This window comes from Undibacterium sp. 14-3-2 (genome assembly GCF_016595265.1).
Lineage (GTDB): Bacteria > Pseudomonadota > Gammaproteobacteria > Burkholderiales > Burkholderiaceae_D > Undibacterium > Undibacterium aquatile.
On record NZ_JAENGS010000008.1, the window covers coordinates 85,250 to 102,608 of the forward strand.

The window sequence follows — 17,359 nt, forward strand, 5'->3', positions numbered from 1 at the left end:
AACTTTCAACCCGCATTCTGCACAGCGAAGTCAACAACATCCTGGCTCACCTGCAAACAACTCCGGCGCAAACATGCACGACTCACGAAAAAAATTTTCGTATTCCGAACCGGATCAAGCGCATACAGGCACAAGCATAGACCACTGCCATCGTCTATGATAAGGTGCGCAACGAATTTGATCTGACAAATCCGGGAAATCCGGACAGACGAAACTAAGAAAATAAATCGAATAAAAATAAGCAATATGACCGCAAAAGAAACGCAACATACTCCCATGATGCAGCAATATCTTGGCATCAAAGCTGATCACCCAGACACGCTGGTGTTCTATCGCATGGGCGATTTTTATGAACTTTTTTTTGACGATGCTGAAAAAGTCTCACGCCTGCTTGGCATCACGCTGACCCAGCGCGGCAGCTCTGGAGGCAATCCTATCAAAATGGCGGGTGTGCCATTTCACTCTTTAGAACCCTACCTCGCCAAACTGGTGAAAATGGGCGAATCTGCGGCAATTTGCGAACAAATTGGTGACCCCGCAACCAGCAAAGGACCGGTTGAGCGCAAGGTCATGCGCATCATCACGCCGGGCACGCTGACCGATACGGATTTGTTACCCGAAAAATCAGAACGACCGCTGCTTTCGCTCTGCCTGTTGCAACACCGGAAAACCGTCACTGCTGGGCTTGCATGGTTATCCTTAGCAAGTGGTTCGCTGAAACTCATGGAATTTTCAACTGATGAAAAATCACTGTTTCAGCGCCTGCAACAAGAGTTAGAACGCATTTCTCCGGCTGAGATTTTGCTCTCTGCGGGCACCCTTTTACTGGATGAACACTACGAACAGTTACCAGGCAAATTCTCTGAAGTTCCCGACTGGCACTTTGATCTCAAGCAAGGGCAAAAAGCCTTACAAGATCAAATGGGCACCACAACGCTGACAGGTTTCGGTGCGGACAATCTGAGCGCATCACTCGGTGCGTCCGGTGCATTATTGCGATACGCTGAAAACACACAAGGCCGTGGTTTGAAACACGTTAATAGCCTCAGTGTCGAAAGTGAACATGAGTTTATAGGTCTGGATACAGCAACCCGGCGCAATCTTGAACTGACCGAAACCTTACGCGGTCAGGAATCGCCAACCCTGTTTTCACTGTTAGACCATTGCCGCACCGCGATGGGGTCACGTTTACTCAGACATTGGCTGCATCACGCTAAACGCGACCAGGCTATTGCTGCGGGACGACACAGTTCTATCAAAGCCTTAATTCAGGCTGACTCTACTGATGGCCTCGCGACAACCCTGAATGCGATACCGGATATAGAACGGATCACCACGCGGATTGCATTGCAGTCGGCACGTCCACGTGACTTATCCGCACTCAGAGATGGTCTGCAACATCTGCCAAATCTGCGCAATTACGTCAGCATGTGCATTGCCGATAATCAGACTAGTGTGCTGACAAAGATATTGTCAGATTTAGCGATCCCTGTGGATTGCCTTGATTTATTAGAGCGGGGTCTGATGCCCTTACCATCCACCTTGGTCAGGGATGGCGGCGTCATCGCGAATAGCTTTGACACCGAATTAGATGAATTACGCGCCTTATCGGAAAATGCAGGTCAGTTTCTGGTACAGCTGGAAGCTTCAGAAAGAGAACGCACTGGCATTGCTAATCTGCGCGTCGAATATAACCGGGTACATGGCTTCTACATTGAAGTGACGAACGGTCAGAGCGATAAAGTGCCGGAGAACTATCGCCGTCGTCAAACGCTGAAAAATGCCGAGCGCTACATCACACCAGAACTCAAAGCATTCGAAGACAAGGCGCTGTCTGCCCAGGAGCGTGCCTTAGTACGCGAAAAAATGTTGTATGAAAAATTGTTACAAGAGCTATTGCCACACATCAGCTCTCTCCAGGCAATCGCACATGCCATCGCTCAACTCGACACTATGGTCAGTCTCGCCGGACACGCAAGCAAAAACAACTGGTGTGCGCCTCAACTTGTCAATGAGCCCATTCTGCAAATTAAACAGGGGCGCCATCCTGTTGTGGAAAATCAGATAGAGCGATTTATCGCGAATGACTGCGACCTTTCCGAACAACGAAAACTGTTGCTGATTACCGGCCCGAACATGGGCGGTAAATCGACTTTCATGCGGCAGGTTGCACTGATTACTTTGCTCGCTTATATCGGTAGCTATGTACCTGCGAGCTCCGCTGTTATCGGGCCAATTGACCGCATCTTCACTCGCATAGGCGCGGCGGATGATCTCGCTGGCGGACGCTCGACGTTCATGGTGGAAATGACGGAATCTGCCGCCATTCTGAACGGTGCGACGGAAAATTCTCTGGTGCTGATGGATGAAGTCGGACGTGGTACATCGACGTTCGACGGACTGGCGCTCGCCTGGGCAATCTCGAAACATTTAATCCAGGTATCGAAAAGCTACACCTTGTTTGCGACGCATTATTTCGAGCTAACTCAATTGCCGGAACTTCACCCAAGTGCTGAGAATGTTCACTTATCTGCAGTCGAGCATAAGGAGAACATCGTCTTTCTGCATGCGGTACAGCCGGGGCCTGCATCACAAAGCTATGGCTTACAAGTCGCTCAGTTAGCGGGAATTCCACAAAGCGTTATACGCTCTGCCCGCAAACACCTGAGCGAACTGGAAGCGCACTCGATACAATCGACATCACAATTTGATTTATTTTCCTCATCATCCGTTTCAGTCGAAACGGAGACAGAGGTCGCGGTGATTCCTCCGGCGCTGCAAAAGTTACAGGATACGATAGAATCAATCGACCCTGACAGAATGACGCCAAGAGAAGCGCTCGACGCACTCTACGAACTCAAATCACTGATCATACAAGCCAAGTAAAAAAAACCGCACTCAGGTGCGTTTTTTTTATGCGCCAACAGAAAAATCTGTGCCAGCGAGACGTAATGATTAATGTATCTGATGACTACGGTATTCATCACTCATACCATCATCCTCGTCGTCATGATGCCCATGAGCGCCATGGACGTGACCATGCGCGACCTCTTCATCCGATGCCTCACGCACAGACTCGACTGTCAGCGAAAATCGCAACGCAATCCCTGCGAGCGGATGATTGCCATCCAGCACGACCTTATCTTCAGCAATATCAGTCACGGTAAAAATGAGTGCTTCGTCTTCTTCAGTCTCTTCGGGCATACCTTCAAACTGCATTCCCACTTCCAAAGGCGATGGAAAGCGGTTACGCGGTTCTACTTTGACCAGTGCAGCATCATAGTCCCCAAATGCATCTTCAGGATTTAATTGAATAATGGTGCTGAAACCAGCTTCCTTGCCTTCTAATGCCTCTTCGATTTTCGGGAAAATATTATCGTAGCCGCCGTGCAGGTAAACCATAGGTTCCTGACCTTCCTCGATCAGATTGTCTTGTGCGTCTTTTAATGTATAGCGCGCAGTAACAACCGAATTTTTGACAATCTTCATACGATATCCTTAAAAAATATATTCATGCACGATTATACCTGTCTGGAACAGCGGCGCAGGCAAGCCTATAATGCCGGAATGAAAAAAACCACCTCCCCCCTCGCCCTGCTGGGCAACATCAGCCCGGAACAATTCCTGCGTGACTACTGGCATAAAAAGCCATTACTTATCCGCCAGGCGATCCCCGGATTTAAAGCCCTACTGACCCCGGAAGAATTATTTGAACTCGCATCGCAAGAAGATACCGAGTCAAGATTAATTACCTTCTTTAAGAAACACTGGGAAATGAAATCCGGCCCGATAAAACAGGTTCCGGTCAAAGAAAAGAAAGACTGGACGCTATTAGTTCAGGGAGTCAATCTCCACAATCAACAAGCCGATGAACTGTTGCGACAATTCCGTTTCATACCAGATGCGCGCCTTGATGATCTGATGATCAGCTATGCAGCAGATGGTGGCGGCGTCGGCCCGCACTATGATTCCTACGATGTCTTTTTATTACAAGCGCATGGTCAGCGACGCTGGAAAATCGGAGCGCAGCAAGATTTATCTCTTGTCGAAGGAATGCCGCTTAAAATTCTTAGCAACTTTAAACCTGAAGAAGAATTTGTTCTCGAACCAGGAGATATGTTGTACTTGCCGCCGCAATATGCGCACGACGGCGTTGCCATCGGCGAGTGCATGACATATTCGGTTGGTTTCCGTGCTCCGGCGTTTCAGGAGTTGGGTGAAGCTTTCCTTCACTTCATGTCTGAATCGATAGACTTACCCGGTCGTTATAGCGACCCGAATTTGAAAGCAACAACAAAACCTGCCGAAATCGGTAATGAATTACTTGAAACAGTGGCAGAACAAATCGCTAAAGTTCAGTTTACCGCTGACGATATCACTATTTTTCTGGGTGAATATTTATCCGAACCAAAGCCTTCGGTATTTTTCACGTCCCCGGAAAAACCTTTATCTCCTAAGCGCTTTGAGCAGGCAGCGCAAAAAAAGGGAATTAAGTTATCGTTAAAGTCATCGATGTTATACAAAGGTAAGCATGTTTTTATAAACGGCGAGTCATTTGCAGTCAGCAAAGATGACAAAATCCTTTTAAATAAACTGGCGAATCAGCGCTTCCTTGACGGCGACGAGTTATCTTCCGCTTCGGCAGACGTGATGGAAGCGTTTTGCTTGTGGTATGAAGACGGATGGTTAAAATTACGATAACTGATCTTTTTCGGCGTTGACTAAAGTCAGAGAAATGAAAATTTCGTCAAAAAATATCGCTGAATTTAGTTCTTTATTGCAAATATTCAGGAAATTAAGTGCAATTCAACAGCAAGACCTATTCCATTGCCGGAAAAATCATTATAATCATGGGTTAGGAAACTTTCGAAGGTAACGAGTAGTATTTCGGAGCCTTCGGGTAAGCCTATAGAGCGATAATTACCGGTAATTATTCATCGCAAAATTTTGATCTCATTTTTGATCTACTTATTTGAAAGTAAAACATGAAAAAATCACTCTTGCTCGTATCCCTGTTAGCAATCGCTTTGGCTGCTTGCGGCAAAAAAGAAGAAGCAGCTCCAGCTCCAGCAGCAACTGAAGCAGCAGCTCCAGCATCTGCACCAGCAGTAGAAGCACCAGCAGCAGCTCCAGCTCCAGCAGCAGCATCTGATGCAGCAGCAGCTCCAGCAGCTTCCGCTACAGCAGCTCCAGCATCTAAGTAATTTTTAATTACTTATAAAGCCGACCTTCGGGTCGGCTTTTTTTGTGCCTAAAATGTTTTCACAGGCATAAAAAAAGCACAGGGTTTCCTGTGCTTTTTTTTGTTGAATAAAGAACAGAATTATTTTAACTGGTCGTTTAACAACTGCAATATTTTGGTTGCGACGGGCGACGAATCAACTTTACCTTCGTTGTTATGCACAGAAATATGGCTGACAGCTCCGTTCGATGCGTTCTTCACCAGAATACGATATTTTTTAGCATCGTTTGATTTATCGCTGGAACCAAAAGAGAATAATTTAGAGAAGAAACCTTCGCTTGCACCCTTGGTTTTTGCATCAATATCCTGATCGATATAGCGAACAAAATACAATCCCTGCGAACGATCACGATCTTCCACAGTGAAGCCGACGCGATCCAGTGCCAGTCCGACACGACGCCAGGAGCGATCAAATCCTTCATCAACCTCAACATAACTTGATTCACCAGCCTTCAACAGCTGAGCACGCGGTTTAACATTCGCAGCCGGTGCCTTGACAGCCGCCTTAGCAACTTCAGCGTCAGTACCCAGACGCGCCATCAGCCTGGATAAGAACTCCGCTTCCAGATCAGGATCAGCAGGACGGGATGTCCAGGTAGCGCTGTCTTTTTGCGCCCCAGTCAACACTTCCTGCGCGCCGCGGTGACTGATGTAAATCTCTACCTCGCCATTAGCTCCGCGCTCCAGTCTGGTACGGAATTTATCGCGCTCACCAGTCGAATACAAGGAGTCAATCACCTTACCTAAAGTACTGCGGATAATATCCTGAGGAATTTTGGCGCGATTTTCAGCCCAATCAGTTTCCATCACGCCAGCTTCCTGATTTTCGACATTAATCAAAAATCCTGATTCTTGCCAGAAATCTTTAATTTGTGGCCACAGTACTTCAGGTGCCTGGCCAACAACCAACCAGCGCTGCGAGCCGTCGCGGACGATTCGCATACCTTTAATCTGCGTTGGCGCAATCGTCGCGGCAACAGAGGAGGCTTTTACACCTTTTTCAAGATTGTAGCCCGATGCAGTCGCGCTGCTTTTATTTGCATCAGGAATGGCAAAGCGGTTATCGCGGCGGATCTGAGTCAGATCAGGAGGGACTTCCAGGGACGCGGTTGTTACCTTACCTGCACTTTTGTAATCAATCTTGTTCGGCTCAATCATATTGCTAATAGAGCTGCAACCAGTCAATCCAACTAACGCTACTGCGCCAATGATCCCATTTTTAGCAACAAAGCTTTTTGCCATGTGAAAGTCCCTACTCATTATCGTCAATCAAAAACTACGTGGAGCAAGCGGATCTGTCACTGACCCGCTCAGAATGGTGCTTATTGTAATACACCTGACTCGCGCAAAGCTGCCCGAACCACTTCATGATATGGGGCGGCCATCGGTACCAGAGGTAATCTGATGCCGGCAGGAATCAATCCCATTTCAACCATCGCCCACTTTACTGGCAGTGGGTTCGGCTCAACAAATAACTTATTATGCAACGGCAGCATACGATTGTTAATCGCAATCGCTCCTTGAATGTCGCCCCGCATCGCAGCAGCACACAACTCGCTCATTGCTTTCGGCGCGACGTTAGCAGTCACAGAAATATTGCCTTTACCACCGCAGAACATCAACGCCATTGCTGTCGGATCATCGCCTGAATACACAGCAAAATCAGATGGCGCCAGACGAATCAAATCAGTTCCACGACCAATATTACCAGTAGCATCTTTGACGCCGATAATGCCTGGAATTTGTGCCAGTCGCAAAATCGTGTCATTCGACATATCGGCAACCGTACGACCCGGAACGTTATATAAAATCACTGGAATATCAACCGACTCGGCAATTTTCTTAAAATGCTGATACATGCCTTCTTGCGTTGGGCGGTTGTAGTACGGCACCACCTGCAACGAGGCGTCGGCACCGATGTCTTTCGCGAATCGGGTCAACTCTATCGCTTCTGCGGTCGAATTACCGCCAGAACCGGCAATGATAGGGATACGTTTATTCGTGTGCTCTACAGCGACACGGATCAGTTCGCAATGCTCTTCAACAGAGACAGTCGGCGACTCACCGGTCGTACCGACGATGACGATACCATCGGTGCCTTCAGCAATATGCCAGTCAATCAATTTGCGCAGGCATGGCAAATCAAGACTGCCATCCTCATGCATAGGGGTCACAATCGCGACCAGACTACCCTGTATCTTTGTCATGTTAGTGCAAGAAAAAAGTAAAACCCTGATTGTAGCGGATAGACCGACAGTCGGGGCGCAAATAGATGGAATTAGATTTCATCCTCATTCAACTAAAACGGGAGCTTATCTTCCGGTGTGGATCCAACTGCTTTTCTGGCGCATATACGCTGCACCATTGCAGGCTTTGGTTCCGCAATAAAACCTTCTTCATACGCGATCACATGCATACACGATTCTGGGTTTGTATTTACTTGCCGCAGCAGTTCTCCGGCTTGCAAAAGAAAACGCGGACTAGATGGTTTTCCAAATTGCTCATTCCCCATCGCAAAGGTTTCATAGATCAGCAATCCACCTTGCTGCAAGCTCTCCAGCAAGCGAGGAAACAAAGGTCGGTGCAGATAATTACAAACAACTATTGCCGCAAAACACGCTGGAGGAAACGGCCAGTCGCATTCTTCGGCATCAGGCTCCAGATCATGCAAAATAGTTTTAGCTCCGCGTGACGCCAGATCAGCAAAAGAGCTGTCGTCCCTGTCGAGGCAGGTAACGGTAAAGCCCTCAGCCAGTAAAAACTGGGAATTTCTGCCGCCGCCGCAGGCCAGATCAAGCACTTCACCTGCAGGAATCAGCGATGTAAATTTTTTGACCCAGGGTGATGGCTCTGCGAGTATGGAATTCGACATAAGCACGGCTTCGATCAACTCACAAACCCAGCAGGAAAGAAAACGGCGTCAGCAATAGAGACAAGAAGCTGCTTGTCAACACCATCACTGGCAACATCCAGAATTGCAGCACGTGTAAAACGACCAGCCCCATGACGATAAAAAAGCCATAGGGTTCAATCTGAGCAAATTTATAGGCAAGTTTGTAAGGCAATAAACTGACCAAAATCCGGCCACCATCTAATGGCGGGACTGGAAACAGGTTAAACGCCATCATCACAAGATTCGTCAGCAAACCCGCTTTAGCCATGCTATTGAAATAGGCTTCATCAATATCTGCCGCCTGCAGCACCGCGCCGAACAACATCCAGGCAAATGCCATCGCAAAGTTGGCTGCCGGGCCTGCCAGCGCCACCCACGCCATATCCCGCTTAGGATTTTTCAGTCGCGAAAAATTCACCGGAACCGGTTTGGCGTAACCAAACAAAAATGATCCGCCGGTCGCAAAATACAAAACAACCGGGATCAAAATCGTACCAATAGGATCGATATGCACCAAGGGATTCAGACTCAGACGCCCCTGACTAAAAGCAGTCGTGTCACCAAAATATTTGGCAGCATAGCCGTGCGCGGCCTCATGCAAGGTGATTGCGAAGATCACGGGCAAAGCGTAAATCAGTACCGTCTGTATTAATTCATTCATGGAAGTCTTTTAAATATTCTGTCACTCAGCTTACATCTGCGTTCGCGTGAATGAAAATTACAAACCAAACAGGCTGGCATCGCCTCTGCCCTGTCTGACCAATTCCGGCATCTCGCCCGTCATATCAATCACCGTGGTTGGCGACAGACTACATGCGCCGCCGTCAATCACAAGATCAACTATTTTATCCAGCTTTTCACGGATCAACTCAGGATCAGTCAATGGTTCGTCCTCGTCTGGCAAAATCAGCGTCGTTGCCAGCAAAGGTTGTCCCAACTCTTCCAGCAAAGCCTGCGTGATATTGTTTTCCGGCACCCGCAAACCTATGGTTTTACGGGAAGGGTGACTCAGACGCCGCGGCACTTCTTTAGTCGCCTCCAATATCATCGTGTACGGCCCCGGGGTAGCCGCCTTCAACAAGCGGTATTGCCGATTATCGACTTTCGCATACAAGGCGATTTCAGACAAATCGCGGCATAACAGGGTCAGATGGTGTTTTTCGTCGACACCACGGATGCGCCGCAAACGCGTTACCGCGTCTTTATCATCAAGCCGACATACCAGCGCATAACAGGAATCGGTAGGGATAGCGACAATACCGCCCTTCTCTACCACTTCCACCGATTGTTTAATCAAACGCAATTGCGGGTTTTCTGGATGAATCTGGAAAAATTGGGTCATAAAAAAGAAGAAAGCGGTAGCAACCGCTACCGCTATATAAATAAGTGCAACATTATTTCAGATTTTGCAACGCAGCGATACGTTGTTCCATCGGAGGATGTGAGGAAAATAAAGCACCCCATCCCGGTTTATCACTGATACCAGCAGCTGCAATCGACTTTGGCAACTCGCCCGGCTCCATGCCTCCGAGGCGAGCCAGAGCATGAATCATAGGCTGGCGGTTTCCTAACAATTGCGCTGAACCTGCATCCGCACGGAATTCACGCTGACGCGAGAACCACGCCACGATCATCGATGCGGCAACGCCGAAAATAATTTCGCAAACAAAGACGGTAATCATATAACCAATGCCGGGTCTGTCGTCGTCATTATTGCGGAACACGGCTTTATCAATTGCGTAACCGACCACGCGCGCCAGAAAGACCACAAAGGTATTCACCACGCCTTGTATCAACGTCATCGTCACCATGTCGCCATTGGCAACGTGGGCAATTTCATGCCCCAGAACAGCCTCAACCTCTTCTTTTGTCATTCCTTGCAACAAGCCTGTCGACACCGCGACCAAAGCAGAGTTTTTAAATGCCCCGGTTGCAAACGCATTGGGCTCACCTTCGTAAATAGCAACTTCAGGCATCGCAATACCCGCTCTGTCAGCCAGCGCTTTCACGGTATTCACCAGCCACAATTCAGTTGAAGAAGACGGCGCATCAATGACGCGGGCACCAGTTGACCATTTGGCCATTGGCTTACTGATCAACAGAGAGAAAATCGCACCAGTGAAACCAACCACCAGAGAAAATACCATCAGCATGCCCATATTCAGGCCGTTTGCCGTCAGATAGCGATTGACGCCCAATGCAGACAGAACGACAGACATCACGGCCATCACCGCCAGATTAGTCAGCAAAAATAAGACGATACGTTTCATACAGAATCTCCAGCCAGGGGAAAGAAGTTAATCTTTTTGGAAGATATAGGCAATATTGTCAATTTCAAGCGCTCAGCCAGTTTTCCCATACCGGTTTGGAAAATTTCGGCAGCAAAGGCAATTTACCGATATCCACTTCCGCATCTTCCGGGGAATGAAAATCAGAGCCGCGCGATACCAGAAAGCCATATTGATTCGCAATTTTGGTGTATTCATCATACTGATCTACCGTATGACTGCCCGTCACCGTTTCAATCGCAATGCCGCCATATTCCTTAAATTCGCGGAAAAAACTATCGAATGCAAGCGGGCTCAGATCATAACGCCCCGGATGTGCGACGACTGCAGCACCGCCCGCGCCGCGTATCCAGCTGACGGCTTCTGCCAGCGTTGCCCAGCGATGTGGCACATAACCCGGCTTGCCTTCAGCCAGATAGAGCTTAAACACATCAGAAACCGAAGGTGCAGCACCAATTTCCACCAGATAGCGGGCAAAGTGCGAACGGGAAATCAGATCCGGATTGCCAACGTATTTCAGCGACCCTTCAAAGCTGCCAGTAATGCCGACTTTACTCGCCAGATCAGCGGCCATATCCTGCGCCCGGCGCTCACGTCCTGAACGCGTCTTCGCCAGCCCGGCAATTAAATCAGGATTATTTTCGTCGATATTCAAGCCAACGATATGGATGGTCTTGCCAGCCCAGGTGATGGAAATTTCAACGCCCGAAATAAAGCCCATATCAAGCTCGTGTGCCGCTGCACGGGCTGCTGCTATGCCGCTGACTTCATCGTGATCCGTCAGCGCCCAGACATCAACGCCATTCGCTTTCGCTCTTTCGGCCAGGGCAGCAGGCGTCAGCACGCCGTCCGATATTGTGGAGTGACTGTGTAAATCAGCATTAAGAGTAAGAATGGACATAATATTCAGCCAGCGTAACAAGAAGCATCCGATGTAATCATCGTCTTATTGTACTCTCAGCTTACGCAAACTGCTGCGATGCAAAATATATGCGCATTCCCGCCTGATGACGCAAATACCCGGGCAAATTAAATCTTCATCTCCACGCGCAAAGTCAGGGTTTTATAGGTTTTAGCGTCGTTGTAATCGATATGATTGATGCCGCCGGTAGTGACCAGACTATTACTGATGGAATCATTCGCCGTCAGATTATTTGCGGATAGTCGCACCTGCAGGTTCGGATTGAACTTCCACAGCGCATACAAATCCAGCTGGCGTTTGATGCCGGTGTAATTTAACTGCGCATTCGTGGTCTGGGTGTAATACGCTGGCGTCCAGTTAACATTACCGCCCAGCGTCAGCGGCATGCCACTCAGGCGATAATCGACGCCAAAATTCGCGGTCTGGGTCGGCTGTTGATCGAGGCGGTTATTGGAACCCAGAATATCATCGACCTTAGACCAGAAACGGCTGTAATTACTGCGGAAATCGACCGATGGTGCGTCTGGGAAAAATTCCTGCAACTGGAATTTCGCTTCGAATTCTATTCCCTTGGTCACTGCATGCCCGATATTTTTCGGTGACGACACCCAGCGCGTTTCCTGTGCTGTCACCACTTGTTCTGTGGTGCGGCGAATCAGATCATCAATATTTCGCACAAACAGATTGGCGCTGACGATACCCGCGCGGCTCAGATAATGCTCGAAAGCCAGATCGATGCCTTTCGATAATTCTGGCTTCAGATTCGGGTTGCCGGTGCGATCAGGGCGTGTCGGCGTATTTAGATTTGAGATGCTGGGCAAGGCAATCAGATCATTCAATGCCGGTGCGCGATAAGTGCTGCTGAAACCGAGGCGGATCTGATCTTTTGAATCAGGAATGCGCCAGACGCCTTGTAAAATCGGGCTCACCACCGTGCTGTCATTCGTCACTACGCCTTTGGCGGTCGTGCTTGATGTGTGGATGCCTTCCCAGCGCAGACCGGCATACGCAGCGAACTGCGGGTTAATATCAAATTCATCCTGAACAAAAGCGGCAAGACGGCGGGTGCGCGCATCCAGATTGTCGCCAGACTCAGCAAATTGCGGTAGGCCATTATCCAAAGACACGCGCGTCTGTTCACGTCTGCCGAATTCCATATCCCAACCGGCTGCCAGCGTATGCCCTTCACCGTATGGCAGCATGTATTTGCCGCCGGTATTGAGGCTGCTATCGCGGGTATTGTTGACATCGGTAATCAGATCAATCTGCTTACCCGTGGTGTCAAACTGTGTGCGGGTGGATGAATTATCCATTTTTCCCAAGCCGCCGCCAAAACGCACAGTGAGCTTGGCATTATTTTCAAAGCGATGCTGCCAGTTACCGAATCCACGTAAAAAAGTCGTTTCAGCGTGCGCATTTGCATTTGCCAGCGCGTATGGCGTCGTTCCTCTGTAGGTATCAGAACGGAATAGCTGATCCAATTCACTGCGACTATCAGAATCGCTGCGTGAGTGCATTAAAAACGGTTGCAACATCAGCGTGTCGCCATTCTCAAAACGGTAGTTCAAACGCGGCGCCAGATTGATTCCGGTGGTTTGCCGGTTCGTCTGATCAGCTTGATTCTGCATTAAGGCATCTTGCCCGTTCACGTCTTTTTCAGTGGTGTAGGTTGTGCTCTCATCATGCTGACGATTCTGGAAAACTGAGCCACTGAAAGCGTAACTGAGATTCCCGATTTCACCCGGCATGGTGATCGAGAGATTCGGTGCCAGCCGCCCTTGCTCAGAACCGAGCGAAAATTTCAGGTCCGTCGTTTTCTGCTTATATTCTTCACGCAAAACGATGTTGATCGTGCCGGCAATCGCCTGCGTACTGAATTCAGCCACCGCACCACGAACAATTTCTATGCGTTCCACCTGATCTGGCGTCAATGAATCCATGGAAAAACCGCGCGGCGCACGTTCACCGTTGATCAGTATCTGTGTGTAGCCATTGCCCATGCCGCGCATGCGGATATCGCCGCCACGCCCGGGACGTCCGCCTATCGTGACGCCGGGCAAACGTTTCAGGACATCACCGATATTGGTGTCACCATTTCTGTCGAGCTCATCACGACCAAAAATCAACTTTGCGGCTGTTGATTGACGGCGCTCATCGATATCGGAGCGGCCACCACTGATCGTCACTTTCTGCACGTTCTCTTTGGACGGCGCATCCGCTTTTCTGGACGGTGGCACGCTTGGTGTTTTTGCCGCTTCCTCAGCACTGGCGGGCTTGACTACCTCTGTTTGCGCATAAGCCGAAGGAACAGATGCAACCGATGCGATAGACGCAACAGCAGCAGCGACCGCGATTGCAACAGGAGAAAAACGGAAAGGTATCAGCATGATGTCAAAAATGGGGGTGAATGAGCGTAAATTGGCGCAAAACGGAACGTACGAGGTCGGCAACAAGGTCGGCAAAAAAATCAGGACACAACGCTGCGCAAGACACTGACGAGATGGGATCATTGTATTTTTATACCGCCTCGCACGCCACCCGCAGCCGGGCCAGTTTTGTATGGAATTGAAACACCAACGCCGACACTGATACTTTGCGATACGTAAGCAATGTACCGGAGCGAATTTCACACCCTGCCCGGCCTCCGCCAACAGCAACTGACAGACGCACGGTAAGCATACAGAAGCACATTTTTTAGCGTTTTCCGGCCAAAATATACTCCCCCCAGTATATTTACACACCCTTTATTTATAAGGAGATAAAGGCATTTTTGACACATACTCCCCTGAAAAGCAGATAAATCACATAAAAAAAGCCCGCCGGAAACACCCGGGCGGGCTTTTTTAAAACGGCACAACGAAGCAAACAGATGATCAGTCTGCGCGCGCCGCCAGATTCAGATTGAGTTGTGAGCGCAGCAAATCTTCCGTGTCCGGACGCGGGCTGTTGCGTGCGGCTTCCAGTTTATCGAGATACGCCGGTGTCACGTCGCCCGTGATGTAAAAACCATCAAAGCAAGATGCTTCGATGTTTTTCAGCAGAGGATTCACGTCAGAAATAGAACGCTTCATCGCATCCACATCCTGATACACCAGCGCATCCGCCGTAATTTCGCGGCAGACTTCTTCTTCGGAACGACCAAAGGCAATCAGTTCGCTACGAGTCGGCATATCGATACCGTAGACGTTAGGGAATTGTACCGGTGGCGCAGCGGATGCAAAGATCACGCGCTTCGCGCCGGATTCACGCGCCATCTGCACGATCTCACGACTGGTAGTGCCGCGCACGATGGAATCATCCACCAGCAACACGCTCTTGCCTTTGAATTCGGAACTGATCGCATTGAGTTTCTGACGCACAGATTTACGGCGCACCGCTTGTCCCGGCATCATGAAAGTACGACCGATGTAGCGATTTTTGATGAAGCCTTCGCGATAATCGAGATTCAGTTTTTCCGCCAGCTCCATCGCCGATGGACGCGAAGAATCCGGAATCGGCATCACGACATCGATGTCGCCGAGGTTGAATTGCTTGCGGACTTTTTCCGCCAGATATTCACCCATTTTCAGGCGGGTCAGATAAACCGACGCACCGTCGATGATGGAGTCCGGACGCGCCAGATACACGTATTCGAACGCGCAAGGATTGAGGCTGGGATTATCTGCGCATTGCTGCTGATACAGCTTGCCATCGAGGTCGATGAACAAGGCTTCGCCAGGCTCGACATCGCGCACAAACTTAAAGCCCAAGCCTTCGAGCGCCACGGATTCGCTGGCGATCATGTATTCGGTGCCACCGGCATTTTCAGAAATACCGAGGCACAAAGGGCGAATGCCGTGCGGGTCGCGGAAAGCCAGCAAGCCGTAGCCGGAAATTTGCGCCACGACAGCATACGAGCCACGCACCCGGCGATGCAACATGGACACCGCGCGGAATAAGCCTTCAGGGTCGAGCGAATAACCGCTGGTCACTTCCTGAATCTGATGCGCGAGAATGTTCAGCAACACTTCCGAATCGGAATCGGTATTCAGATGACGACGGTCATTTTTGAATAATTCGATTTTCAGTTCAACCGCATTCGTCAGATTACCATTGTGTGCCAGCACGATACCGAACGGCGCATTGACATAAAACGGTTGCGCCTCTTCTTCGCTGGTCGAGCCAGCGGTCGGATAACGCACCTGACCAATGCCGACATTCCCCGGCAAGGAACGCATATTGCGGGTACGGAAAACGTCGCGCACCAGGCCATTCGCTTTGTGCATGGCAAATTTATTGCCGTGGTTGGTGGCAATACCAGCCGCATCCTGACCGCGATGCTGGAGTAACAGCAACGCGTCATAAATGAGCTGATTGACAGGACTATTTGAAACTACACCTACGATGCCACACATGGTGGACTCCTAAAAAGACAAATTAAAACCGGACATGGTCTGAAACCGACGCAGGCAGAAACGGGATCACCGTACGCGCCGCTGTTTCTGCCAGAGGACTGAACAAGGCATTTTTCCAGAATGCCTGCTGCGGCATACTCGTCATCCCGCACACCAGCACTGCTGCCAACACCAGCACACAACCGCGCGCCAGACCAAATAAACCACCGAGTCCACGGTCCGCCAGCGATAAGCCGCTGGCTTTAATGACCGCGTCCACCGCCATCATCACCAGCGCCATCAGCAGGCGCACGCCGATGAACAAAACCAGAAAAGCCACGATCAGCCGAATAATCTGACCCGGAAACACGGCGGGCAACCACCCTGCCAGCATTTCACTGTACGCATTGGCGACCACAAAAGCGACGACCCAGCTGACCAATGACAAAATTTCCTTGATTAATCCACGCATCGTGCTGATCACAATCGAGGAAATCAATATCACCAGCACGACGTAGTCAAACAGAGTCAAGATCCGCGCCCCGCTTAGTTCGGCACCAGTGAACCACTTAAACCTAATTTCGTCAGTTTGGCGCGCATTTTTTCTGCTTCGTCTCTGGATTCAAACGGACCGACGCGGATACGGGTTTTATCGCCAGAGGCGGTTGGTACCTTTTGTGTATAAGATTTGATGCCACCGCTCTTGAGCTTGGCTTGCAATTCATCCACTTTTTCCTGGGTGGACAAGACCGCGACCTGCACGACGAAGGAGGATTTATCAGCGGCTTCAGGTTTCGCTACTTTGGGTGGCGCCTTGCCTTCGAGAATCGCTAATGCGCGCGCTGCATCGTCATCGTTACCGTTCGTTTTCACGAGTTTGGTTTCAGCTTTTGGTTCCGGTTTGACATCCACTTTGTGTTCAGGCTTAGGCTCTGCTTTGCGCTCAGCTTTGGCGGAATCTTTCTCTGCCGGTTTCGCTACTGGCTTAGGTTCCTGCTTAGGTTCCTGCTTAGTTTCTGACTTCGTTTCTGGCTTAACTTCCGTTTTTGCTTCGACTTTGCGCTCGGGCCGTGGCTCTGTAACGACTGGCTTGTCGGATTTGGCAATTACCGTCGCCACATCGGTTTTCGCTGGCGCGACCTTGCTGACGACGTCAGTTGCTGGCTTGCTTTTAGCGCTGCTGACAGGCTCAATGATTTCTTCTACAGCATCACTGTTGGTGACAGCCGATTTACGCGGCGCCACTGGCTCAGCGACCTGATTCGCAGCAATATCTGTCACTTTATCTTTTGCAGGAATACGGATATTAACGTCGTCCGCCAGCGGCTTAGGCTCGGAATCCAGAATCATCGGTAAGCCGATAATCGCCGCCAGCGCCAATGCCATCGCGCCGATCAGACGGCGACGTGCACGTTTTTTTTCCGGAAGTATCGGGTCGTTGATCTTATTTTTACGGGCACTCTCTGTCTTTTTACTGCGAGCCCGGGACTGAACACTGTCCTCCTCAGAACGGGAACGGAATTCACCGCTGTCCTGACTGTCGGAAGTTTCTTGCTTCTGTTTAAAGCGCGAGAGCAAACCCATGTGCAAATAATCTGGTTAGTTAGCGTTGTTTGCCCGGAAAATCCGGAGCAAACCGAC

Annotated in this window: 15 protein-coding genes; 3 read left to right on the forward strand and 12 right to left on the reverse strand. The window is 49.7% G+C overall.

Annotated features, from left to right (window positions below; all coding sequences use genetic code 11):
- Positions 1 to 246 precede the first annotated feature (246 nt).
- Positions 247 to 2,886 carry a DNA mismatch repair protein MutS gene (mutS, locus tag Undi14_RS16740; RefSeq protein ID WP_200181705.1) on the forward strand — a complete coding sequence of 880 codons (2,640 nt, stop codon included), beginning with the start codon at positions 247 to 249 and terminating at the stop codon, positions 2,884 to 2,886.
- A 69-nt stretch (positions 2,887 to 2,955) separates the two neighbouring features.
- On the opposite strand, the gene Undi14_RS16745 is transcribed toward mutS, so the two are convergent.
- Positions 2,956 to 3,489, reverse strand: coding sequence for a peptidylprolyl isomerase (locus tag Undi14_RS16745; protein WP_200181707.1), 534 nt, complete (start codon positions 3,487 to 3,489; stop codon positions 2,956 to 2,958).
- A 78-nt stretch (positions 3,490 to 3,567) separates the two neighbouring features.
- Between Undi14_RS16745 and Undi14_RS16750 the strand changes: the two genes are divergently transcribed.
- Both Undi14_RS16750 and Undi14_RS18550 read left to right on the forward strand, forming a co-directional pair.
- A complete protein-coding gene (locus Undi14_RS16750; RefSeq protein WP_200181859.1) occupies positions 3,568 to 4,701 on the forward strand; it encodes a cupin domain-containing protein in 1,134 nt (377 codons plus the stop codon).
- Positions 4,702 to 4,985: 284 nt separating this feature from the next.
- On the forward strand, positions 4,986 to 5,204 hold the full coding sequence (locus tag Undi14_RS18550; protein ID WP_370527162.1) for a hypothetical protein: 219 nt from the start codon (positions 4,986 to 4,988) through the stop codon (positions 5,202 to 5,204).
- Positions 5,205 to 5,323: 119 nt separating this feature from the next.
- On the opposite strand, the gene bamC is transcribed toward Undi14_RS18550, so the two are convergent.
- The 11 genes from bamC to Undi14_RS16810 all read right to left on the reverse strand — a co-directional run bounded on the left by bamC (position 5,324) and on the right by Undi14_RS16810 (position 17,302).
- Positions 5,324 to 6,484 carry an outer membrane protein assembly factor BamC gene (gene bamC, locus Undi14_RS16760; RefSeq protein ID WP_200181709.1) on the reverse strand — a complete coding sequence of 387 codons (1,161 nt, stop codon included), beginning with the start codon at positions 6,482 to 6,484 and terminating at the stop codon, positions 5,324 to 5,326.
- A gap of 80 nt (positions 6,485 to 6,564) precedes the next feature.
- Complete coding sequence (gene dapA, locus Undi14_RS16765) at positions 6,565 to 7,449, reverse strand: 4-hydroxy-tetrahydrodipicolinate synthase (RefSeq protein ID WP_186883446.1); 885 nt, start codon at positions 7,447 to 7,449, stop codon at positions 6,565 to 6,567.
- A 92-nt stretch (positions 7,450 to 7,541) separates the two neighbouring features.
- On the reverse strand, positions 7,542 to 8,114 hold the full coding sequence (locus Undi14_RS16770) for a bifunctional 2-polyprenyl-6-hydroxyphenol methylase/3-demethylubiquinol 3-O-methyltransferase UbiG (protein ID WP_200181711.1): 573 nt from the start codon (positions 8,112 to 8,114) through the stop codon (positions 7,542 to 7,544).
- 19 nt (positions 8,115 to 8,133) lie between these two features.
- Positions 8,134 to 8,796, reverse strand: a complete 663-nt coding sequence (locus Undi14_RS16775) for a site-2 protease family protein (protein WP_186883448.1) — start codon at positions 8,794 to 8,796, stop codon at positions 8,134 to 8,136.
- A 57-nt stretch (positions 8,797 to 8,853) separates the two neighbouring features.
- Positions 8,854 to 9,477, reverse strand: coding sequence for an L-threonylcarbamoyladenylate synthase (locus Undi14_RS16780; RefSeq protein ID WP_186883449.1), 624 nt, complete (start codon positions 9,475 to 9,477; stop codon positions 8,854 to 8,856).
- Positions 9,478 to 9,529: 52 nt separating this feature from the next.
- Positions 9,530 to 10,405, reverse strand: a complete 876-nt coding sequence (gene htpX / locus Undi14_RS16785) for a protease HtpX (RefSeq protein ID WP_200181713.1) — start codon at positions 10,403 to 10,405, stop codon at positions 9,530 to 9,532.
- A gap of 64 nt (positions 10,406 to 10,469) precedes the next feature.
- Complete coding sequence (locus tag Undi14_RS16790) at positions 10,470 to 11,324, reverse strand: 3',5'-nucleoside bisphosphate phosphatase (protein WP_200181715.1); 855 nt, start codon at positions 11,322 to 11,324, stop codon at positions 10,470 to 10,472.
- A gap of 128 nt (positions 11,325 to 11,452) precedes the next feature.
- A complete protein-coding gene (locus Undi14_RS16795; protein WP_234030655.1) occupies positions 11,453 to 13,855 on the reverse strand; it encodes a TonB-dependent siderophore receptor in 2,403 nt (800 codons plus the stop codon).
- A gap of 363 nt (positions 13,856 to 14,218) precedes the next feature.
- A complete protein-coding gene (purF, locus tag Undi14_RS16800) occupies positions 14,219 to 15,739 on the reverse strand; it encodes an amidophosphoribosyltransferase (RefSeq protein WP_186883453.1) in 1,521 nt (506 codons plus the stop codon).
- A 22-nt stretch (positions 15,740 to 15,761) separates the two neighbouring features.
- Positions 15,762 to 16,250 carry a CvpA family protein gene (locus tag Undi14_RS16805; protein WP_200181717.1) on the reverse strand — a complete coding sequence of 163 codons (489 nt, stop codon included), beginning with the start codon at positions 16,248 to 16,250 and terminating at the stop codon, positions 15,762 to 15,764.
- A gap of 14 nt (positions 16,251 to 16,264) precedes the next feature.
- Entirely contained in the window at positions 16,265 to 17,302 is a 1,038-nt protein-coding gene (locus tag Undi14_RS16810) for an SPOR domain-containing protein (protein WP_200181719.1), read from the reverse strand.
- Between the last annotated feature and the right edge of the window lie 57 nt (positions 17,303 to 17,359).